18 protein-coding genes, 1 tRNA gene and 1 pseudogene are annotated in these 21,539 nt (G+C 75.6%); 7 read left to right on the plus strand and 13 right to left on the minus strand.

Features of this window, described 5'->3' with window-relative positions; translation table 11 throughout:
• Positions 1-2,309 (plus strand): family 20 glycosylhydrolase (locus tag IF43_RS36365; protein ID WP_063753315.1); only part of this gene is annotated, 2,309 nt, incomplete at its 5' end.
• A 498-nt stretch (positions 2,310-2,807) separates the two neighbouring features.
• Positions 2,808-3,458 carry a DUF4360 domain-containing protein gene (locus tag IF43_RS0111700; RefSeq protein ID WP_030197999.1) on the plus strand — a complete coding sequence of 217 codons (651 nt, stop codon included), beginning with the start codon at positions 2,808-2,810 and terminating at the stop codon, positions 3,456-3,458.
• A 268-nt stretch (positions 3,459-3,726) separates the two neighbouring features.
• Here the strand turns inward: IF43_RS0111700 and IF43_RS0111705 are convergent, their stop codons facing one another.
• Positions 3,727-4,089: a DUF952 domain-containing protein gene (locus tag IF43_RS0111705; protein ID WP_030198001.1), complete on the minus strand. Its 363-nt coding sequence runs from the start codon at positions 4,087-4,089 to the stop codon at positions 3,727-3,729.
• A gap of 257 nt (positions 4,090-4,346) precedes the next feature.
• Positions 4,347-6,053 (minus strand): WG repeat-containing protein, encoded by a 1,707-nt coding sequence (locus IF43_RS0111710; protein WP_030198003.1) that lies wholly within the window; start codon positions 6,051-6,053, stop codon positions 4,347-4,349.
• 141 nt (positions 6,054-6,194) lie between these two features.
• Between IF43_RS0111710 and IF43_RS0111715 the strand changes: the two genes are divergently transcribed.
• Entirely contained in the window at positions 6,195-6,683 is a 489-nt protein-coding gene (locus IF43_RS0111715) for a hypothetical protein (protein ID WP_030198006.1), read from the plus strand.
• A 39-nt stretch (positions 6,684-6,722) separates the two neighbouring features.
• On the opposite strand, the gene IF43_RS0111720 is transcribed toward IF43_RS0111715, so the two are convergent.
• The 6 genes from IF43_RS0111720 to IF43_RS41575 form a co-directional block, all read right to left on the minus strand.
• Positions 6,723-7,892, minus strand: a complete 1,170-nt coding sequence (locus tag IF43_RS0111720) for a PP2C family protein-serine/threonine phosphatase (protein WP_030198009.1) — start codon at positions 7,890-7,892, stop codon at positions 6,723-6,725.
• A 171-nt stretch (positions 7,893-8,063) separates the two neighbouring features.
• Positions 8,064-9,365, minus strand: a complete 1,302-nt coding sequence (locus tag IF43_RS0111725; RefSeq protein ID WP_078910084.1) for a VWA-like domain-containing protein — start codon at positions 9,363-9,365, stop codon at positions 8,064-8,066.
• A gap of 6 nt (positions 9,366-9,371) precedes the next feature.
• On the minus strand, positions 9,372-10,592 hold the full coding sequence (locus IF43_RS0111730; protein ID WP_030198015.1) for an AAA family ATPase: 1,221 nt from the start codon (positions 10,590-10,592) through the stop codon (positions 9,372-9,374).
• Positions 10,589-12,382, minus strand: a complete 1,794-nt coding sequence (locus IF43_RS0111735) for an ankyrin repeat domain-containing protein (protein WP_051795142.1) — start codon at positions 12,380-12,382, stop codon at positions 10,589-10,591. Before IF43_RS0111735 ends, IF43_RS0111730 begins: the two co-directional genes overlap by 4 nt.
• Complete coding sequence (locus IF43_RS0111740; RefSeq protein WP_030198020.1) at positions 12,379-13,521, minus strand: hypothetical protein; 1,143 nt, start codon at positions 13,519-13,521, stop codon at positions 12,379-12,381. The genes IF43_RS0111735 and IF43_RS0111740 overlap by 4 nt, the downstream gene beginning before the upstream one ends.
• A gap of 59 nt (positions 13,522-13,580) precedes the next feature.
• A tRNA-Arg gene (locus tag IF43_RS41575) sits at positions 13,581-13,653 on the minus strand.
• 239 nt (positions 13,654-13,892) lie between these two features.
• Here IF43_RS41575 and IF43_RS0111745 point away from each other — a divergent pair.
• Positions 13,893-14,396 carry a metallophosphoesterase gene (locus IF43_RS0111745; RefSeq protein ID WP_030198021.1) on the plus strand — a complete coding sequence of 168 codons (504 nt, stop codon included), beginning with the start codon at positions 13,893-13,895 and terminating at the stop codon, positions 14,394-14,396.
• Positions 14,397-14,417: 21 nt separating this feature from the next.
• Here IF43_RS0111745 and IF43_RS39300 read toward each other — a convergent pair.
• A pseudogene (locus tag IF43_RS39300) lies at positions 14,418-14,954 on the minus strand (DUF3291 domain-containing protein); the annotation flags it as partial.
• A 287-nt stretch (positions 14,955-15,241) separates the two neighbouring features.
• On the opposite strand from IF43_RS39300, the gene IF43_RS0111750 reads away from it, so the two are divergent.
• Positions 15,242-15,910 (plus strand): hypothetical protein, encoded by a 669-nt coding sequence (locus IF43_RS0111750; protein ID WP_051795144.1) that lies wholly within the window; start codon positions 15,242-15,244, stop codon positions 15,908-15,910.
• A 117-nt stretch (positions 15,911-16,027) separates the two neighbouring features.
• Here the strand turns inward: IF43_RS0111750 and IF43_RS0111755 are convergent, their stop codons facing one another.
• Together IF43_RS0111755 and IF43_RS0111760 are read right to left on the minus strand one after the other, a co-directional pair.
• Entirely contained in the window at positions 16,028-16,906 is an 879-nt protein-coding gene (locus IF43_RS0111755) for a class I SAM-dependent methyltransferase (RefSeq protein ID WP_078910085.1), read from the minus strand.
• Between the two features lie 118 nt (positions 16,907-17,024).
• The gene (locus tag IF43_RS0111760; RefSeq protein ID WP_030198028.1) at positions 17,025-18,092 is read right to left on the minus strand and encodes an RNA ligase (ATP); all 1,068 of its coding nucleotides are present in this window, start codon (positions 18,090-18,092) and stop codon (positions 17,025-17,027) included.
• 129 nt (positions 18,093-18,221) lie between these two features.
• Between IF43_RS0111760 and IF43_RS0111765 the strand changes: the two genes are divergently transcribed.
• Positions 18,222-18,860, plus strand: a complete 639-nt coding sequence (locus IF43_RS0111765; RefSeq protein WP_030198030.1) for a TOPRIM nucleotidyl transferase/hydrolase domain-containing protein — start codon at positions 18,222-18,224, stop codon at positions 18,858-18,860.
• A gap of 60 nt (positions 18,861-18,920) precedes the next feature.
• On the opposite strand, the gene IF43_RS0111770 is transcribed toward IF43_RS0111765, so the two are convergent.
• Positions 18,921-19,424 carry a MarR family winged helix-turn-helix transcriptional regulator gene (locus IF43_RS0111770; protein ID WP_078910096.1) on the minus strand — a complete coding sequence of 168 codons (504 nt, stop codon included), beginning with the start codon at positions 19,422-19,424 and terminating at the stop codon, positions 18,921-18,923.
• A gap of 307 nt (positions 19,425-19,731) precedes the next feature.
• Here IF43_RS0111770 and IF43_RS0111775 point away from each other — a divergent pair, with 307 nt between their 5' ends.
• On the plus strand, positions 19,732-20,862 hold the full coding sequence (locus tag IF43_RS0111775; protein ID WP_030198038.1) for an NADH:flavin oxidoreductase: 1,131 nt from the start codon (positions 19,732-19,734) through the stop codon (positions 20,860-20,862).
• Positions 20,863-20,925: 63 nt separating this feature from the next.
• On the opposite strand, the gene IF43_RS0111780 is transcribed toward IF43_RS0111775, so the two are convergent.
• The gene (locus IF43_RS0111780) at positions 20,926-21,384 is read right to left on the minus strand and encodes a DedA family protein (RefSeq protein WP_030198041.1); all 459 of its coding nucleotides are present in this window, start codon (positions 21,382-21,384) and stop codon (positions 20,926-20,928) included.
• Between the last annotated feature and the right edge of the window lie 155 nt (positions 21,385-21,539).

A 21,539-nucleotide genomic window follows, 5' to 3' on the forward strand; every position in this document is an offset into this window, starting at 1 on the left:
CGCCCGCCCCGCCCGCCCCGTCCGTACGGGCGAACCCGGCCCCGGCCCCCGCCGCCGCGCCCCGGACCTCCGCCGCCGCGCCCCGGACCTCCGCCGCCGCGCCGCGGACCGTCCCCGCGCTCCGGCAGTGGACGCCCGGCAGCGGCAGCTACGCCTTCGGTGCGGACTCGCGCATCGTCGTCGACCCGGCGTACGCGGACCTGCTCGCCGGGGACGCCGCCCCCTTCGCCGAGGACCTCGGGGCCCTGGCGGGCCGCACCGTCCCCGTCGTCGACGGCACCCCCGCCACCGGCGACATCGCGCTCACCCTCGGCGACGGGTCCCTGCCCGCGGAGGGCTACCGGATGACCGTCGGTCCCAGCCTCACCGTCCGGGCCGGCACCGCCGCCGGCGCGTTCCTCGGTACCCGGAGCGTCCTGCAGCTGCTGCACCAGGCGCCGACCGTCCCCGCCGGCACGGCCGTGGACTGGCCCGACAAGCCCGAGCGCGGCCTGATGGTCGACCAGGGCCGGAAGTTCTTCACCGTCGGCTGGCTCAGGGAGCACATCAAGGAACTGGCCTACCTCAAGCTCAACTACTTCCACTTCCACCTGTCGGACACGTTCGGCTTCCGGCTGGAGAGCGCCACCCACCCCGAGGTCGTCTCCACCGCCCACTACACCAAGCGGGACGTCGCCGACCTCGTCGCCCTGGCGGCCCGCTACCACGTCACGATCGTCCCGGAGATCGACACCCCGGGGCACATGAACGCGGTCCTGGCCGCGCACCCCGAACTCCGGCTGAAGAACCGGTCCGGCGCCGCCAGCCCCGAGTTCATCGACCTTTCCCTGCCCGGCTCCTACGCCCTGATCCAGGACCTCGTCACCGAGTACCTGCCGCTCTTCCCCGCCCCCTACTGGCACATCGGGGCGGACGAATACGTCACGGACTACAGCCAGTACCCGCAGCTGCTCGCCTATGCCCGCGCCCACTACGGCGCCGCCGCCACCGCGAAGGACACCTACTACGGCTTCGTCAACTGGGCGGACTCCGTGGTCCGGGCGTCCGGCAGGACCACCCGGATGTGGAACGACGGGATCAAGGCGGGAGACGGCACCGTCCGCCCGGACCCCGGCATCCTCGTCGAGTACTGGTACGACTACGGACTCACCCCGCAGCAGCTCGCCGATGCCGGCCACACCGTCGCCAACGAGTCCTGGACGCCCACCTACTACGTGCTGGGCGGAGCCAAGCCCGACACCCGCTGGATGTACGAGAACTGGACCCCCGACCTCTTCCAGGGCGGCAAGGGGCTCACCGACCCCGCCCGCAACCGCGGTTCGCTCCTCCACGTGTGGTGCGACAACCCGAACGCCGAGACCGAGGAGCAGATCGCGGCCGGCATCATGTACCCGCTGCGCGGCCTCGCCCAGCAGACCTGGGGATCCCCCAAGCCCGTCGCCACGTACGCGGACTTCACCCCGATCGTCGTGGCCGTGGGCCACAACCCGGCCTGGCCGGCCGGTGGTCAGAGCGGTGACCTGGCCCGGAACCGCCCGACCACCGCGTCCAGCACCGAGACCGCCGCCTTCCCCGCCGCCGCGGCCACCGACGGCGACCCGGCCACCCGCTGGTCCAGCGCCTATGCCGACCCGCAGTGGCTCCAGGTCGACCTCGGCGCCGCCCGGGCGGTCGGCCGGGTGGTGCTGCGCTGGGAGGCCGCGTACGGGACGGCGTACCAGATCCAGCTCTCCGACGACGCGAGTACCTGGCGCACCGCCCGTACCGTCACCGCCGGGACGGGCGGCACCGAGACCCTGACCGGACTGGCCGGATCGGGCCGCTACGTCCGGATGTACGCCACCCGGCGCGCCACGTCGTACGGCTACTCCCTGTACGCCTTCGAGGTCTACGGCGACCAGCCGACGGGCCCGCACACCCTCACCGCGGGCGGCAAGGCGCTGGACGACCCCGGCAGCTCGCGCACCGCCGGAACGCAGTTGATCACCTGGTCCCCGCACGGCGGCGCCAACCAGCAGTGGCAGCTCACCGCCGACGCCGACGGCGCCTACACGCTGACGAACGGCGCCTCGGGCCTGTGCGCCGACGTCGCGGGCGGCTCCACCGCCCCCGGGGCCGCGGTCATCCAGTGGACCTGCACCGGCGGCGACAACCAGCGCTGGCTGCTCACCCCGATCGGTGCCGGCGCCTACACCGTCTCCTCCAGGAAGAGCGGACTCCTGATGACCACCGCCTCCCTGCAGGACGGCGCCCAGCTCACCCAGCAGCCCGACTCCGGTTCCGCCCTCCAGCACTGGCGGCTCGGCTGAGCCGGGCCGGGCCCGGGCGGTCGGCGCACCGAGTCCCGGCGCACCGCGTCCCGGCGTGCCGCCGCCGCCCGCCGGCCCGTGGCGGGGATGACGCGGAGTCCGGCCATCCGTTTCGTGTCCGAAAGCCGCTCGTCGCGGCCGGGACCGCGGGGTCCGGGCTTTCGGCGGCGGGGGCGGGAGGGCGCGGCGGGCGGGGGTGCGTGCCGTTCGAGGTGCGGTGACCGTCCCGCCGGCCCCGTCCGCGGCGCTCGCCGCAGGGCGGCCGCTTTCGGCCCGCCCGGCCGAGTCGGTGCGCGCGGGAATGGCCGGAGCGGACGCTGGGCCGGGCCGGGGGCCGACTCCTACGATTCGGCTGTCCGGACGCCACCCCCTCTTGCTGGATTGTCATGGACATGCCTCTCACGCGTGCGGCCTCCGCCGGCTCCGCACCCCCCACCCCCGCGCACCACCGGTAGCGGCCGCGTGCCGCCCGGTCCCCGAAGCAGCGATAGGAGAACCATGGCCGGAGGACTCCTGATGAGCAGCGCGATCGGCGTGCTGCTCGCAACGACACTGCCCGCCCACCCCACCCCGTCGGCGTTCACGGACCCGCCGACGGACCGCATCGTCATCGACATCGCGACCGTCAACGGATCCGGCTGCCCGAAGGACACCGCGGCCGTCGCCGTGTCCGAGGACAACACCGCGTTCACGGTGACGTACAGCGAGTACCTCGCACAGGTCGGCGGCGGCGCCCCCGCTACGGCCGCGCGCCGCAACTGCCAGCTCAACCTCGTGGTGCACGTGCCGCACGGGTTCACCTACGCGATCGCCAGCGCCGACTACCGCGGATACGCCTCCCTCGCGGCCGGCGCGAGCGGCACGGCGAAGGCCTCGTACTACTTCCAGGGCTCGCCGCAGACGGCCTCGCGGGAGCACCCGTTCAACGGGACGTACGAGGACAACTGGCAGGCCACCGACTCGACCGACTGGGCCCAGCTGGTCTGGGCGCCCTGCGGGGTGCAGCGCAACTTCAACATCAACACCGAGCTCCGCGTCCGCGCGGGCACGTCCTCGCCGCGCGCCACCAGCTACATGACCATGGACTCCACCGACGGCGACATCAGCACGGTCTACCACCTGGCCTGGCGGGAGTGCCCGCCGGCCTGACCCCCTCGGGCGGGGACCCCGTGTCCCCGCCCACCCGATCCGGTGACCGGTGCCGGGTGAACGGCCCAACCCTCCGGTGGGGCCCACGCCTTCGTGCGGAATCCCGAGCGCCGACTGAGCACGGCCTTCGGGGTTCCGGTCCCCGCGTGCGGGTTCCGGTCCCCGCGTTCGTCGTTCCGGCTCCCGTGCCGACCCCGCCACGCCGTGCGCAGGGCCGCACGTATACGGGTGCGGGCGGCCGGCGACGACGTGCCGTGCCCGACCCGGGTCACCGGCGCTCGACCAGGCCGGTCGCGCGGCCCTCGGTGTCCCAGCGGACCTCGAGGACGCGCACGACGGCGTCGCGGTCCAGAGGGCCGAACACGTGCGGGAACAAGGTGTCCTCGGGCACACCGGGCGGCGGTGCGGGGACCGCCGCCTCGGACTCGACCCGGCTGGTGAGCCGGTCTTCGTCGATGAGGAGGGCCAGCAGCGGCCGGGGCGCCGCGCGGTAGAAGGCGTTCGCGACGGCCAGCGTGGTCGGCTCGTCCGGGGAGCAGTGGACGAAGCCCTCCTCCTCCAACGAGGCGGGGGCGTACGGGCTGTCGGGGTCGGCGCTCCATTCGGCGAGCGGTACCGCGTGGTAGATCACGTCCCCCACCGTAGCGGCCCGGGCGGACGTCCCGCCCGCTCGCGGCGCCAGGCCACCCGGACCCTGCTCGCCAGGTTCGGCCCCGGGGCGAGCTACTGGACCAACGCCGTCGCCGCCGCCTCGGACCCGGAGGTCGACCTCGTCGCGAGCGCGCCGCGGGCGCCGGGCGGCCGGTTCCGGGGGCCGGGTGTTGCGGTCCGGCAGCACCGTCCGCCCGACACCGCGCGGCGGGCGTGGCGTCGCCGCCCGCCCGTACCTCAGGCCGCCACGACGGCCAGCCAGATCTGGAACTCCCGGTCGCCGTCCCCCACCTGGCAGTACTCCTCCAGGACCAGGTGCCGGTCCGCCACCGCCCACACCAGGCACCGGTTGCCGTCACCGCTGCGCAGGCAGTGCCGCACGTGTGCCAGCGGGGCGCCGTAGGCGGCGCGCAGCCGCTCCGCCACGTCGGCGTAGATCCGGCCGAAGGCGTCCTGCGCGTTGTCCTCCAGGAAGGGGTACTCGGCGAGCGACTCGGCCGCCAGCCAGGTGCTCGCGAGGGTGTGCACCGCGCCGGTCGAGGCCCCCTCCAGGTCGTACTCGTCGAGCTCGTCGAGGTCGTACGGGTCGTCCCGGCGGCCGAAGATCAGCGAGCAGGGGTAGAAGCGCCGGGCCGGCCGGTCCAGCAACTCCCGCACCACCGGACCGGGATCGCCCCCGCCGGCCGCGACGTGGTCGACGTACGCCTCCGGCCGGCCGGACAGGTAGGGCGGCTCGGACGCGAAGGTGCCGGGCCCGGCTGTGCCGCGCCAGACGGTCCCGCCCGCCGCGTCCCGCAGCACGACCGCGCTGCCGTCGGGCGCGTCCACCGCCACCCGGCACACGTCCCTGCCGTCGCGGCCGACGTACGCCACCTCCGCGTCGACCGTCAGGAACGGGGCCACGCCGTGCCCGCCGTCGAACCCGAGGACCCAGCCGTCGCCGTCGGTGAGGGGTTCGAGGTGCGGGGTGGGGACGAACGTGCCGTCCGTGCGCAGCACGCCCCACGCCGCCCGGTCCGCCGCCCGGGCGGCCACGGCCGCCCCGCCCCCGTCGAAGTGGTCGGCCCATGCGTAGACGGCCTCGATCGCCCACGCCCCGGTGGCGTCCCGGAAGCCGCGGGTGAAGCCGTCGCCGACCTTGAGCAGGCCGCAGTGCAGCGCGTCGTCCATCTCGCCGTCGCGGGTGACGACCCGCTCGCCGCGGGCGTCCACGAACGCCACGAACGTCTCGCCGGGTCCACCGCCGACGGCGTACGCGAGGCCGTTCTCGTCGAAGGCCTTCAGCAGCCGGAAGGACGGTTCCACGACCCACGCGCCCGCCCCGTCGACCAGCCCCCACAACTCGCCGACCCGTACGGGCGCGGTGCCCCCGGTGTTGAAGGGGCGCGCGCCGTCGAACCGGGGTGGTACGGCGAACCGGCCGTCCCGGTCGACGTATCCGCAGCGCCCGTCCGGCACCCGGACGGCAGCCAGCCCGTTCGGCCCGAACCGGCCCGCGTCCCGGTAGCCTCCGCCGATCACCACGTCGCCCGCCGGGTCGGCGTACCCGGCGCCGACCTCCGTCCGGACCACGGCCAGTCCGTGGTGGAACGACCCGGCGCCGGTGAACCGGGCCGGCACCACGCGGGTCCCGGTGGTGTCCGCGTACCCCCACAGCCCGTGGGACCGGAAGCGGGAGAGGCCGGCCCCGTCGAACTCCGTGGCGTGCTCGAACGCCGGCCCGACCACCCACCGGCCCTCCCCGTCCAGGTATCCCCAGGAACCGTCCGGATCGGCCGCCGGGGCCACGAACCCGCCCTTGCCGTCCGGGTGGAACGGGCCGACGGCGCCCCACTCCGGCGCGCGCACGAGGCGGCCCACCCGGTCGACGAGCGCGAACCGCCGGCCGAAGGGCGCGGCGCCCTCGACGGGAACGGCATGGGGCGCGAGGGGTTCGGGGTGCATGGCGACGGCTCCTGTCCGGGGCCCGCGGCGTGCGCTGCGGGCCGGGGGCACCAGCCTAGGCCGCCCCTACGACAGCCGCCCGGGGCACCGCCGGTGGACCCGCGCCGCCGGGCCCGGTCCGAACTGGGGCATGATCGTCGGATGATCCACCTCGACGGGCGGCTGCCCGGTTCCTGGAACAGCGCCCCCATCGGCGTGATGGAGACGACTGACCTCTACTTCCTTCCCGACGGCCGGGGTTGGAGCCGGTACGAGAGCATCAGCAAGGCGCTCGACATCGGCCGCTTCCGCTGGCACTGCACGGATGCCCGGCTGCTCGTCCTCCGCTACACCTGGCGGGTCCACGGCGAGTGGGCGACGGACCCGGACGGCTTCGCCGTCGTCCACCACAGCCGACCGGACGACGAGGTCATCGAGACCGGCTACCGCGTCATGCCCCAGCCGTCGCCCGTGTCCGGCGCCACCGGGACGGCCCTGCTCCTGGACGAGCACGTGGACTTCGAGACGACCTTCTACCGGGGACGCGACGCCGTCACCCCCGCCGACGACCCCTCTGCCGCCTTCCTGCCCTACCGGCCCACGCCCCGCCCGGCACCCCCGCGCCCGGCAGCCCCGCGCCCCGCTCGGTGACGGCCGGCGGCGGCCGCCGGCCGCCACCGAGCGGGACCGTCACGGGTGCCACTCCGAGAGGAGGATGGTCGCGTCGTCGTGGAGGCGGTGGTCCTGGTGGTGGAGCAGGTCCACGATGAGGCGGCGCAGCGCCTCGGGCGCGTTGTCGCCGGAGGCCGTGGACCGCACGACGGTGTCCACCAGCCGCTGCTCGCCGAACAGTTCGCCGGCGGTGGAGCGGGCCTCCGTGACCCCGTCGCTGTGGAGCAGCACGCGGTCCCCGGGCTGGAGCCGGGCGTGGTGGAGCGCGGGCGGATGGCCGCTGTGGAAGGCGAACCCCAGGGGGAGTTCCGGATGCCGCTCCAGCGCGTGCGGCACGATGCGGCCGTCGCGGATGAGCAGCGGGGGCGGGTGCCCGCAGTTGGTCCAGGTGAAGTCCCCGCTGGTGGAGTCCAGGTGGGCGAAGACCGCCGTCATCAGCCGCTGCGGCATCCACTGCTCCAGCGTCCGGTCGATGGTCGCGACGATGTCGGCGAGCGACCCTCCCGACCGCCGGGTCGCCCGGCACGCGGCCATCGCCAGCGCGCTGGCCTGTCCGGACGCCAGGTCGTGGCCCATGGCGTCGACCAGCATCAGGTGCAGGCCCCCGTTCGAGAAGCTGTGGTCGAATGCGTCCCCGCCGATGTCGTAGGCCGGTTCGAGCACGGCACTCGAGGTCACCCGGTCGGTGCCGATGGTGCGCGGCGGCAGGAACGCCCAGAGCAGCTCCGCCTGGACGCTCATGCGCCGGGCGCGCTCCCGCGCGACCAGGAGGTCGCTGTGCGTCGACTTCGACACCACCAGCAGCGTGGCCAGCCCGGCCAGACTCCGGGACGCCTGCAGCACGGCGGGGGTGAAGGACGGGGCGGTGGCCCTCATGACGCCGATGCGCTCGATCCCGTCGACCATCGGCACCCACGCCGTGGTGCCGTCGCGCGACTCCCGGACCTTCTGCGTGCGGTAGGCCAGCCCGCCCAGCGAGCCGTCCACGGGCAGCTCGGTCTCCTGCGGCGGGGTGCCCGGCTGCGGCAGCGCCAGGAGCAGGACCTGCTGCACGTCGCTCACGTACAGCCTGGCGCCGGTGAGCCCCATGCGCCGGGCGGCGGAGTCGATCAGGCGCGGGATGTCGCCGGCCGGTGCCGTGTGGGACTCCTCGAGCACCTCGGCCAGCACGGCGTCGTTCGCTCTCACCGGGCCTCCAGGTCCGCCGCCCGGCGCGCCGGACGTTCCGGACGCGACCCTAACCGGCGGGACGGCTCCCGGGTCCCCGCGACACGGCGGCGACCGCGCCGCGGCGGCGGCGCTCCGTACGGTCCGCCGGCGACCGGGTCGCACCGACCCCGCGCGGTGTGGGCGGGGGGCTCAGTCGCCGCCCGCCACGCGGACCGTCTCCACCCACGGGGGCGGCTGGGGGGCGTCCGGGCCGATCAGGGCGGCGATCAGGCGGCAGGACGGCATCTCGTCCGGCCAGGGCGTGTAGCCGTCCGTCAGGACGACGACGACGTCCGGCCGGTCCGGGAGGGCGCGGGCGGCGCGGATGCCGACGCGCATGTCGGTGCCCCCGCCGCCCGCGAGCTCCACCTGGTCGGTGCTGGTCACGCGGGCAACCGCGTGCACGTCTGCGTCGCAGGCCAGGACGGCGACGCGGTTGCCGTGCAGGCCCACCTCCCGCAGGACGCCGGTCACCTCGCCGAGGGCCGCGCCCAGTTCCTCCTCGCCCATCGACCCGGAGGTGTCGATGACGATCGCCACCCGCGGCAGGGGCCGGCGCAGGCTGGGCAGGACGACCCGGCCGCCGAGGGCGGGGGTGCGCCGCGACGGCCGGCGGTAGGTGTAGTCGACCGCGCCGGCGGCCCAGGCGGTGGCCTCCCGGACCGCCCCGGCCAGCGCCGTGCGCCAGTCGACGGTGGGCTCCAGGACCTCCTGCGCCCAGCGCTGCCACCCCGCGGGGAGGGTCCCGCGGGTGCGCTGGTGGGCGCGCATGGCCTGCGCGGTCTGCCGGCGCAATGCGTCCGCCTCGACCGGGCCGAGCCGGGCCGGACCGCCCTCGGATCCGACCTCCCACGGGCTCGGTACCCCGTGCGCCCCCGACCCGCAGTCGCAGGCGTGCGGCGGGGTCGCCGGGATCGCCGCCAGGTAGGTCTCGAACAGGCCCCCCGTCGGGAGGCCGTACAGCCTCGGCTCCATCCGGCCCTCGGGCAGGGCCAGTCCGTCGGCCAGGAGGTCGTCGTTGATCTCGCAGTCCTGCGCGACGTTGACCCGCACCCGGTCGCGCTGGTCGGCGGCCGGCAGCCGCTCCGCCCGCCCGTGGTGGTCGCGCAGCAGGTGGGAGACCTCGTGGATCCAGACCCCGGCGAGCTCGACCACCGGCGTCGCCGCGACGAAGGCGGGGGAGACGTAGCACCGCCAGTGCCGGTCGACGGCTATGGTGGGCAGCCGGTCGGAGGGGACCACGGTCAGCGCGTACAGGGCGGACGCCAGGTATGGTCGCGCCTCGGCGGCCCGGTAGCGGGCGGCGAGGAGCCTGGCCCGGTCCAGCCGGGACGCCGCCCCGGTCGGCCGGGGCTCCGCAGGCGCCCCGACCGGCCCGGGCGCGTGCGCGGTGCCGGGTCCGTCGCGCCCGTCGGGTTCGCGGGGTTCGACGGCGTCCGTCCGCTGCGCCATGCCGGGTCAGCCGCCGCCGGGCAGTGCGCCGGAGAGCTGGAGCAGTTCGACGAACGCGTCGATGCCCGGCGGCACGGGCCAGTCCAGGTCCCGCATCGCCGCGAGGTCGGCGGCGGCCCGGGCGGCCACGTCGGGCACGCCGGCGTCCACGGCCTTGGCCAGGACGGACCAGCCCGCCTCCCACCGCGGCCGGGTGAGCTCGCTCTGCACGGCCGCGACCACGGCGATGAGGAACGCCAGCTGCCGGTCGCCGCGTTCGGGCAGCGCGAAGGCGTCCGGGTCGGCCAGCACCCGGTCCGGGTCGGGCAGGTCGAGGTGCTCCAGGTACGACAGCAGCTCGATGCCCGCGGCCTCGCCGACCGCGCCGGTGAGCGCGGCCGCCAGGGCCTCCCGGTCGGCACCGGACGCGTACCCGGTGGCCAGCAGTCGCAGCGCCATCTCCCAGGTGCGCGGCGAGGGCCAGGCGCGGCCGCGGCCCTCGGCCTCGGCCGGCATGTGGTGCACGAGGCCGGGGCGGGCGGTCAGGAACCCGGAGACCACGCCCCGGGCCCGGGCGACGGCGCCGGGGACGCGGCCGGGGTCGACGGCGGGGATGGCCACCTCGGGCCAGGTGCCGGCCATGCCGCGGGCGACGGTGCGCGGGTCGTGCGTCCAGTCGAGGTGCACGAACCGGTTGGCCAGCGGCGGACTCAGGTGCCAGCCGTCCGCCGCGCTGGACGGCGGGTTGGCCGCGGCGACGATCCGTACCGACTCGGGCAGCACGAGGCTGCCCACGCGGCGTTCGAGGACCACGCGCAGCAGGGCCGCCTGCACGGCCGGCGGGGCGGAGGACAGCTCGTCGAAGAAGAGCAGGCCGTGACCGGTGCGGGCGAGCCGCACGGCCCAGTCCGGCGGGGCCATCGGCACGCCGGTGGTGGCGGGGTCGTCGCCCACGATCGGCAGGCCGGCGAAGTCGGAGGGCTCGTGGACGCTGGCGATGACGGTCTCCAGCTCCACACCGAGCGCGTCGGCCAGTTGCTGCATGCCGGCGGACTTCCCGATGCCCGGCTCGCCCCACAGCAGCACCGGCTGATTGGCCGTCACGGCCAGGGCCAGGGCCTGGAGCTGGACGTTGGCGCCGGGCTCGGTGCGGGTGGCGCGCAGCCGGGCACCGAGGGCGTCGGCGGCCGCCAGCGCGGGCGGCGGCGGGGACGACGGCGGGGGGCCGAGCGGGGCCGGGGGGCTCACGCGTCGTCCTCCTCGTACTCCTCGTCGTCCTCGCGCTCGTCCATCCACTCGTCGTACCAGTCGGCCCCGATGCCCGGGAACTCCTCCTCGACGCGCGTGCGCAGGAAGGACAGGTCGGTACGCCGGTAGCGGCGCACCAGCTGGGCCAGCGAGAGCTCGGCCTCGTCGACGACGTCGATGCGGCTGCCGGCCGCGACCAGGGCGTTCACGAGCGCGACGGAGCCGCCGAACTGGACGGCGACCTGCAGCGGCGTCAGGCCGCCGAGCGTGCTGGTCGCCTCGAGGTCCAGGCCGGCCGCCAGCAGCCGCGGCAGGAGGTCGTCGTGGTCCAGCAGGTTCAGCACGTGCAGCAGCGTGTACCCGCGGCGGTCGCGGACCCGCGGGTCCGTACCGGCGTCCAGCAGCGCCGTGACGCCCGGGGTGTCGCCGTGCTGCGCGCGCAGGAACAGCTCGCGCCGCTCCTCCTTGAGGGCGCGCGGCAGCCGGCCCTCGCCCGAGGTCCAGTGGTGCTGGACGGCGAAGCAGCCGGAGACGGCGCCGCCGAAGGCCCGCATGGCCCGCTCGCGCTGCTGCTCCGCCGCACTGTGCCGCAGCAGGTCCAGTACGCCGCCACCGGAGCGCACCTCGTGCCACTCGCCGCGGCAGCGCACCCGGACCGGCGCCGGCAGGGCCGGGCCGGGCGGGCCGGCGGCGGGGCCGGCAGCGGGGAACAGGGCGGCGGCGACCAGCGGGTGCAGCTCCTGCGGGGTGATCCGGCCGGAGCGGACCAGGTCGACGTCGACCGGCCGGCTCCGGGCGAACTCCGGCAGCCGGGCCAGCCGGCGCGCCTCCTGCCAGTGGATGGTGGACACCTTCAGGCCGCGGCTGCCGGTCGGCTCCGCGACGATGTTGCCCATCCGGCTCACCACGACCCGGAAGCGGTCGCCCTCGCCGGCCGCCTGCAGGAGCCGGACCTCGGCCTCCAGGCGGGTGAGGTCGACCAGGGTGCTCGCCGTCACGACGGACGGGGCGGCGGGGTTGCCGTACCGGTTGGGCGACTCCGGCACGGTCAGGTCCCGCTCGATGCCGGCGGCCGCGTACGCCTCGGCGACGTCCTCGCGGGCGTGCAGCAGCGCGACCCACTCAGCGCGTGCGGCCGGGTCGTCGGTGCCGGGATCGGCGTCGGGCAGGTCGGGTCCGGGGAGCGGGGTGCCGTCCGCGGCGAAGAACGGCAGCCGGTCGGCACCACCGGTGAGGCGGGCGCGCAGCTCGGCGGTGCGCCGGCCGTCCCACAACGGGCGGGCGGCGATCCAGTTCTCGACCCGGAAGCCGTCGTTGAAGGTGTAGAGGTCCTCGTGCTCCCGTGCCGGCACGGGAGCGCAGTGCAGCCGCAGCCGCTGCGGCCCGTCGACCATCGCGCCGGTGGTGGCGGACAGCACCGGCGCCGTGGCGCCCGACCCGTAGCGGGCGAACAGGACGCGCACCCCGGGCAGGAGGGTGGTACGGCCGCCCAGCGTGCGGGGCAGGTGCCAGCGCACCAGGTCCGGGGCCAGATGGCGCAGGTCGTCCTCGACGGCCTCCGCGACCGCGGACCCGTACCGGTCGGCGAGGTCGGACAGCGTGAACGTGACGTCCACGGCGGCCACGGCGCAGGCGGCCCCCCAGTCGCCGGCCGACCGGTGTCCGGTGGCCCGCTCGATCATCCAGCGGGGTACCGCGTAGCGGCGGGCGCGCTGCCAGGACGCGCCGTCGTCGGCCAGGTATCCGCCGGGCAGCCGGAGGACCTCCGACGGCCGGGTGCGGGCGCTCATCGGTACACGCTCGTGATGGCGGCGAGGTCGGGATGGGCGGGCCGGGCGGGCCGCAGGCGGGCGGTGAAGGACCGCTTGACCTTGCGGGGCAGACCCGGGCCGAGGCCCACGTACTCCAGCGGGGAGCCCTCGGGGACGGCGCCGAGCAGCTGCTTCGCACCGCGACCGGTGAGCCCGGTGTGGCGCAGTTCCAGGCGGCGCAGCGGCGTGCCGGGGAGGGCGGCGGCCAGCGCGTACGCCCCTTCGTCACCGGTGGCGTTGGCGGGGGCGCCCAGGCTGCGCTCGGACAGCGGTCGGCCGAGGTCGAGGGCCTCGATGCCGCCGAGCGCGTCGGCGAGGGCCAGAGCACCGGCCGGACCGATGCCGTTGCCGCCCAGGCCGAGCCGGACCGGGCGCGCGGGCTCGGCCGCCGCGGCGGCCGCGAGCACGGCGGCGCCCTCGTCGCCGAGGTGGTTGGCGGGCAGGTACAGCTCGCGGACGCCGGCCTCGCGGACGAGTGCGGCGAGCAGCGGCGCGTCGTCCGCGGTGAGGCCGTTGCCGCCCAGGAAGAGCCGCTCCAGCGGCGTCCCGCGGGTGCGCAGGGCGTCGAGGAGGACGCGCACGCCCTCGCCGCCGATGCCGGTGTTGACCAGGTCGAGCGTGCGCAGGGTGCGGTTGCGGCGCAGCAGCGCGGCCAGGGTGCGGGCACCGTCCTCGAAGACCGGGTTGCGCTTCAGCCACAGGGCCTTGACCGAGGTGTCGTCGGCGAGTGCGTCCGCGAGGGCGGTGACGCCGGTGGGGCCGATGCGGTTGCAGCCCAGGTAGAGGGTGCCGATGCCGTGGTCGCCGGCCGCGAGGGCGGCGGCGAGCGTGTGCGCACCCTCGTCGCCGATGGCGTTGGTGCCGAGCAGCAGGTGCCGGGCGTGCGGCGACCGGGCGGCCGCCTCCGCCACGCGGGCGGCGCCGACCGGGCCGAGCCCCTGCTTGCACAGGTCGACGCGGCCGTCCGCGCGCAGCGTGCCGAGGGTGAACGTCTCGTCGCCGGCCAGGTCCTGGCCGGACGCCAGTCGGGCGAGCAGCGGGTCGAGCCCGGCCGGGTCGGCGAGCGGCAGGTCGGGGTGCTCGATCGCGGGGCACCGTACGGGTATCGGCCGTGTCATCACCACTCCACCGGTTTCCATCGCCGGTGCCCGGCGTCGACGCGACAGGAAAGAAGACGCAAGACCGGTCGGATTCGAACCGACGTCCTCCAGCTCGATGCTTGGGCGCGACGACCTCTGCGCTACGGCCTTGCTGCGGAGATCATAGCGGCACCTCCCGCCGGACTCGATCACCAGTTTGAACATTTTGCGCCACCGACCGTGAGCGCCCGGGGCGCCCGTACCGGTAGCCCGGTAGCCCGGTAGCCCCAGGTGCTGCGGGGCGCGGCCGGAGGCGCCTGCCGGCACCGCGGTCCCGACGGGGCGCGGGCTCGGGCCGTGTGACGGCCCGTCGGGCCGCGGAGCGCCGGACGCGGGGTTACCGTGGCCCCGTGGAGCTGTTGCTGATGTCGGACACGCACGTGCCCGCCCGGGCCAGGGCGCTGCCGGGCGGGCTGCTCGACCTCGTACCGCGGGTGGACGTGGTCGTCCACGCGGGGGACTGGGTGGACGCGGGCACGCTCGACCTGCTGGAGGCGCGGGCGCGCCGGCTCGTCGCGGTGTACGGCAACAACGACGGGCCGGACCTGCGCGCCCGGCTGCCCGAAGTGGCGTACGCGGACCTCGGCGGGCTGCGGTTCGGCGTCGTGCACGAGACCGGCCCCGCCCAGGGGCGCGAACGGCGCTGCGCCGAGCGGTTCCCGGACCTCGACGTGCTCGTCTTCGGCCACAGCCACGTCCCGTGGGACACCGTCGCCGACGACCGGCTGCGGCTCCTGAACCCGGGTTCGCCGACCGACCGCCGGCGGGAGCCGCACTGCACGTACATGACGGCCCGGGTGGCGGACGGGGACCTGGTCGACGTACGGCTGCACCGGATCCCGCGCTCCGACTGAGCAGCGCACCTGGTCGCCGTTCGGCCCGACGCCCTTGATGGCGACGGGAGTTCCGTCCGGGGCGAACGCGTGGTGGAAGGTGAAGGCGTGCGGCGCGGAGCCGTGGTCGCGGAGGTGTTCCAGCCTGGCGACCCCGTCCCGCCAGGTGGGTATCACACTGTCGTGGACCCACCAGAACACGTAGTTCGGGTGTCCTGTCCTCTCGAACCAGTCGTAGCGCCTGTTCAGCGCCGCACGGTGCATACCGGTGTAGACGGCGTCGAACGCGGGGCGCAGGTCGGTCCAGAGCGAGAGGGTCGCGGCCAGGGCGGTGGTCTCCGCCGTACGGCCCTTGTCGTACCAGGTGGGTACGGCGAACCCTCCCCACGCACCCCAGTCCGCATCGAAGAGCGCGCCCCGGGCGATGTCTTCCGAGTCGGCATGGGCGAGGTACCCGGGTTGCCGGCTGATCTCCGGGTAGACGGCCGTCCCGCTGGCGTAGAACTCGCGCGTGAGGGGTCCGGGATCGGCAAGGGGGGACTTCAGGACGCCGAACGTGTACAGCGCAAGACGGGGCATGCGTGTCTCCCTGGTCGGGGCCCGGTGTGGACCCGGTAACTCCGCGGCGACCATGGGTGATCGCCCGGGATCAGGTGAAGGTAGCCGCCTTCGCGGGCCCTGTCGAAGTTGCGTTTTCCCTGCCCGGGTGCCCTCTTGGGCCCGCCCTCGCCGACCCCGTGCGCGTTTAGCACACGCGGGCGCGTCAACGGGCGGATTCCCGGCATGCCCACCCCCGGAGTGCGGGGCTCCGGCTACCGTGGCGGAAGCGGTCGACTCCGGTGGCGGCCGGGGGAGGAGCGGGCGAGATGGGCACCACGGTGGTGGGGTTCCGGCTCGGCTGGGACGCGAAGGGCCGGCAGGCGACGGTGGTGCTCACCCAGGCCGGGGTCCTGCACCACAGCACGGGGCTGCTCGGCATGGCGCCGCGCCCCGCACGGCCCCACGCCCCCACGGCCCCCGATCCGCACCCGGTGCCGCGGCAGGCCGCCACGCTGCGCAAGCTGTACGTCGACCTCGTCGACCGCGGCTACTCCCGCGAGCTCATCCCGCCCGCCTGCGTGCGCCTCGACGTGGACGAACACCCGCTCCACGCACGCCCCTTCGGCGACCGCGCGCCCCGCGCCCACCCCGAGCTGATCGACGACTTCACCGGCGTGGCCCCCGCCGGCCCCGGGTCGCTCGAGGACGCCCTGGCCGCGTTCTACACGGCGATCGGGCTCACCCCGCGCCGCAAGGTCCCCGTCCCGCCCGGCGCCGGAGGCGCCTCCCCGGCGGTCCGGGCGGCCCAGCGCGCCCTGTCGGAGGGCCGGACGCTGGCCTCCCGCCCGCGGCGCGGCGCCGGGTGGACGGTCACGACCGGGGGTGTGCGCCTGCACGCCGGCCCCGTCGGCGCGGACCTCAGCCACCGCGAAGTGGCCGACCTCCAGGCGGCCCTGACGGCGTGGCTCCGCCACCGGGGGCCGCGCGGCGGGTGACCCGCTGCTTACCCCTTGCTCCTTGCCGCTTACCGCTTGCCTCTCGCTCCTTGCCGGCTGTCGGCTGCCGGCTGCCGACTGCGCCGACCGCCACCGGCGGGCGGCGGCCCGGGCGGGCTACGCGCCGGCCCGCTCGGCCGTGAACAGCAGGTACTCCCACTCCATGGTGCCGTCGTCGAGATAGCGGCCGGCGAGCTCGGCGAGCGCCGCGTCCAGCGCGGCCACCCGCTCGGCGTCCTCCGCCACGAACCGGTACGTCGCGATGGTGGGCCCGTACGTCGCCTTGAAGAAGTCCCGGAAGTCCTCCGGCCGTTCGAACCGGTCGACGCGCAAGGCCTGCCGGCGGGCCTCCACCCCGGTGACCCGGTCACCGAACAGCGCGCGGACGTGCCCCTCGTCCCCCCACATCGGCGGCGGCTGGGCGCCGGGCGGCGGCGGGGGCGCGAACGGGCGCATGGTGGCGAACATCTGGCCGATGAACCCCTCGGGCGTCCAGTTGATCAGTCCGATCGTGCCGCCCGGCCGGCAGACCCGGACCAGTTCGTCGGCGGCCGGCTGGTGGTGCGGGGCGAACATGACGCCGACGCACGACATCACCCGGTCGAACTCGCCGTCCGCGAAGGGCAGCGCCTCGGCGTCCGCCACCTGCCACTCCAGCCGCGCCCCGTGCTCCTCGGCGAGGCCGCGGCCGACGTCCAGCAGCTCCGGCGTGAGGTCGGAGGCCACGACGTCGGCGCCGAGCAGGGCGGCGGGAATGGCCGCGTTCCCCGAGCCTGCGGCGACGTCCAGTACCCGGTGCCCGTCCTGGACGCCGCACGCCCGGACGAGCTGGGGGCCGAGTTCGGCGACGACCTCCGTGACGACCGCCGGGTAGTCGCCCAGGGCCCACATCGCCCGGTGCTTCGACTTGAGGGCCCGGTCCGCCTGGTCTGCCTGGTCTGCCTGGGCTGCCCGGTCCGCCTGACCGCCCTGGTCCGCTGCGACTGACTCGTTCATGACACCGTTCCTCCGCGCGCGTCCGGTTGGTCCCTTTTCGAGCCTAGCCGCGGGGACCGGACGGCGCCCCGCGGCCCCACCGGAGCCCCCGGCGGCGCCGCGGAGCCCGCCGTGGCCGTCACTCGTACTCGGTGCCGCCCTTGCGCGTGAGGTAGGCCGGGCTGACCGCCTTGGCGATGGCACGGCCGCCGGTGACCGGGCTGTAGCGCTCGGTGGCCGGGCGGACCACGACCCCCTCGCGGAGGTGCAGCTCCCCGCCGGAGACCGTCTCGCGGCCGGTGGCCGCGTCCAGCACGGCGGCCTGGTCGTACGGCCCCTCGTAGAGGCGCGGGACGAGAGGCAGTTCGCCGTCGAGCAGCCCGGCCGCGTCCAGCCAGTGGATCCGGCCGTCGATCTCGGCGGACACGTCGAAGACGGCGTACCCGGGACCGGTGGTACGCGCGTCGGCGCCGTACGCCAGGTCCTGGACGCCGGCGCCGAACACCTCGCCGAAGATCCCGACGCGGGCGGCCCCGAGCCGCTCGGCGAGCCGGGCGGCCGCCTCGGGGACGCGGTGGCCGCGGACGGCCCGCCAGTAGACGTTCGCCTCCGCCTCCTTGAGGGCCAGGCCGCGCGAGCCGAACCCCTTGGAGGAGACCAGCACCCTGGCGTCCTCGGCGACGTAGGTGAGCAGGCAGGCCGTGCCGTGCAGCTTCTCGGTGAGGACCACCGGCTCGCCGGGCTCGAAGATGTGCGGGTACCGCTGGAGGTTCTCGATGTCGACCCAGGGCAGCAGGTCCGGGGCGGACTCCACGTCGCCGTTCATGGTGGTGGGCACCGGCGGCACCCACTTGGTGATGCCCAGCAGCCCGGCGAAGTCGTCCCCGGCCGCCGCGGCCCGCTCCAGGTCGGTGTCCGCGACCGCGGCCGGTACGCAGACCAGCCCCTGGGAGAGCTCCCCGCGCAGCCGCACGGCCTTGACCCGGTTCGCGGCGCTGCCGGCCAGCCGGCCGGTGAGGCCCAGCTCCTCGACCAGCGCGTCCGGCAGGACGGCCTGCTCGGGGATGTAGAGGGCGATGTCTCCGGTCCGGTAGCGGCCCTTGGCCACCACCGCCCGGTAGAGGCCGACCTGGGCGAGTTCGAGGGCGTCGGCGTTCGGATGCTCGTGGACGGTCAGGACTTCTGCGGTGACTTTGAAGGTCGACATGCCCCCACTCTGACCAGCGGGAATTCCGCTGCGCGAGCGAATTCCGCTCTGCTAGGGGGTCTCGTGGACGCGCGGCCGGCGGCAAAAATCCCTGGCGCGGCGGCCGCGCAGCGCGAAGACTCGTCGGTCATGGCTGACATGGACGCGTTCCGGGAGGCGGTCACCGCATGGGCGGCCGGCGGCCCGGGTGAACCGGCCCGCGAGCTGGCCGCGCGCGGGCACGTCGCGGCGGCGGTCCTGCTCGAAGGGCGCAGCGATGCCGCCGCCGTCGACGCGCTCGCCGCCCGGCGCGGCCGGGACCTGTCGACGGAGGGGGTCTGCGTCCTGCCGATGGGCGGGGCCATGAGCGTGGGCCGCTTCGCCGGCCTCCTCGGGCCGACCGGCCTCGGCCTGCGGCTGACGGGACTGTGCGACGCGGCGGAACGCCCGTACTACGCCCGGGCCTTCGAGCGGGCCGGTGAGCCCCGCCCGCGGTTCCACGTCTGCGACGCGGACCTCGAGGACGAGCTCATCCGCGCGCTGGGTGTGCCGCGCGTGCGGGAGGTCGTCGAGGCCGAGGGGGAGTCGCGCCCCCTGCAGACCTTCCTGCGCCAGCCGGCACAGCAGGGCCGCACCGCGCAGCACCAGTTGCGGCGCTTCCTCGGTACGACGGCCGGCCGCAAGATCCGCTACGGACGCGTGCTCGTCGAGGCCCTCGACCCCGACCGCGTCCCCGCGCCCCTCGGCGACCTGTTGGACGACCTGCTCGGCGGACGCCGCGACGGGTAACGGCATGCGGAAGGGGCGCGCCCGACGCGATCCACGGGGCGTGGCGGCACCCGGAGGTTCCTACGGGGCCGGAGTCGCGGACTCCCGCGCCGCCGGCGCCGCTGATTCCTGCGGGGCGGGCGCGCGGCACGCGGCAGCGGCGTCGTCGTCCTCGGCACGCGGCCAGTGGCGCCCTTCGAGCGCCTCGGCGCTGCGGTTGAGCCGGACCAGGACGTCCTCCAGCTCCCGTACCTCCTCCGGTGACCAGCCCGCGACCACCCGGGCCAGGCAGGACCGGTTCACCTCGCGGTCGTCGGCGAGCCGGCGAGCGCCCTCTGCGGTGATGCGCAGCTTGCGGGCCATGCCGCCGTCCGGGTCCGCGACGCGCTCGGCCAGCCCGCAGCGCAGCAGCGCGGCCGTCTGGCGGTTCACGGTCGAGGTGTCGAGCCCGAAGGCGTCCGCCAACTGTCCGATGGACATGGGGCCCTGGGTGTCGATCCGGCTGAGCAGCAGGTACGCCGACCGCTCCAGGCGCTCGGGATCGCGCTCGCGCCGGGCCAGCACCTGGTGCCGCGAGAGGAGCATCAGCTCCCGCTCCAGTTTCTCCAGCACTGCGCCTCCCGCTCCTTCCGGCGCTCCATTATCGCGGACCCGTGACCACGCGGACGCGCCGGCCCGCGGACCGGCGTACCCGTGGGCCGGCGGACCGGCGGACCGGCGGACCGGCGGACCGGTGGAGCGGCGGACTCCGGCCTGCGCGGCCCGTCACGCCGACGGCACCGCACGACACCGCACGACGGTGGCCTGCGCAATATGCATGATACATAGCGTGTGTACTATGCACTCCTCGTTGCCACCCCGACGAGCCACAGCCTCAACCCGGAGGACCCGCATGCCCGTCACCACGTCCACCGCCTCCCGCGCGGCCGAGATCCTGTCCCGGCCCGTCACGCTGAACGGCCTGACCGTCCCCAACCGCATCGCGATGGCGCCGATGACGCGGATGTTCTCCCCCGGCGGCGTGCCCGGCGAGGACGTGCAGGCGTACTACGCCAGCCGCGCCGCCGCGGGCGTGGGCCTGATCGTCACCGAGGGCACCTACGTCGGCCACGAGTCCGCGGGACAGAGCGACCGGGTGCCGCGGTTCCACGGCGAGGAGCAGCTGGCGGGGTGGGCGAAGGTCGCCGCGGCCGTGCACGAGGCGGGCGGTACGATCGTGCCCCAGCTGTGGCACATCGGCATGGTGCGCAAGCAGGGCGACGCCCCGTACGCCGAGGCGCCCGCCGTGGGCCCCTCCGGCATCCGGGTCGACGGGACCGAGGGGGCGGGCAAGGCCATGACCCGCGCCGACCTCGACGACGTCATCGGCGCCTTCGCCGAGGCCGCCGCGGACGCCGAGCGAATCGGCTTCGACGGCGTCGAACTGCACGGCGCCCACGGCTACCTGCTCGACCAGTTCTTCTGGGAGCGGACCAACCGCCGCACCGACGCCTACGGCGGCGACGCGGTGGCCCGCACGAAGTTCGCCGCGGAGATCGTCGCCGCGGTCCGCGAGCGCGTCTCGGCCGAGTTCCCCGTGATCTTCCGCTACTCGCAGTGGAAGCAGGAGGCGTACGACGCCCGGCTCGCGCACACCCCGGAGGAGCTGGAGGCGATCCTGGCCCCGCTGGCGGCGGCGGGCGTCGACGTGTTCCACGCCTCCACCCGGCGCTACTGGCTCCCGGAGTTCGAGGGCTCGGACCTGAACCTGGCGGGCTGGACCAAGAAGCTCACCGGCCGGCCGACCATCACCGTCGGCTCGGTCGGCCTCGACGGCGACTTCATCCGCGCCTTCGCCGGGGAGGGCGCGGCGCTCGGCGACATCGACAACCTCCTGGACCGCATGGAGCGCGACGAGTTCGACATGGTCGCCGTCGGCCGGGCGCTGCTCCAGGACCCGCAGTGGGCGGCGAAGGTCCTCGGCAACCGCTTCGACGAGCTGAAGCCGTACGACGCTGCGGCGCTCCGGTCGCTCAGCCGGTAGCCGGTGGCGCCGGCCGTCCCGACGGCCGGTCCCTGGGCGCCCCGTGACGTCGGCGGACCGATGTCACGGGGCCTCCGCGTCCCGTCTCCTGCGGTACGCCACCGTGCCGCACACCGCGAGGAGGAGGACGGCCACGGCGGACACACCGAGGGCCGTCCGCTCGGCGAAGAGCCGCCCCAGCGCCTCGAGGGCGCCGACCCCCGCGGTCGCGTAGAGCAGCGCCCAGGCCGCTCCGCCCACGAACAGGGCGGGGAGGTAGCGCGGCAGCGGCATCCGCATGCTGCCCGCGAGGAAGTTGGCGGCGGTCTGGAAACCGACGGTCAGGAAGGAGACGGCGACCACCGGCGCCCCCCACCGCCGGATCGCCCGCTCGGCGCGGCGGAACCTCGCCGAGGACATCCGCCCGGCGAACCTGCTGCGCCGCGCGCCGGCACCGGCGAGCCACCCGACGGCGAACGTCCCTCCGGCGCGGAGCAGGACGATGACGTACAGGGCTCCGGCCGTGACCATGACCCTATCCACGGGGCCCCGTCCCGCACTCCGGCCCGGAACCCGGCACGCCCGTCACGCCCATGGCCGGCCCGCCCCGGCGGACCCACGGCGGCACGTACGAGCCCGTTCCCCGTCTCTCACCTGCACCCTGCCCCTTCCCGTTCCGTCCCAGGGCGTGCCCCTGC

The organism is Streptomyces sp. NRRL S-87, from assembly GCF_000719335.1.
In the GTDB taxonomy this organism is placed as follows: Bacteria; Actinomycetota; Actinomycetes; order Streptomycetales; family Streptomycetaceae; genus Streptomyces.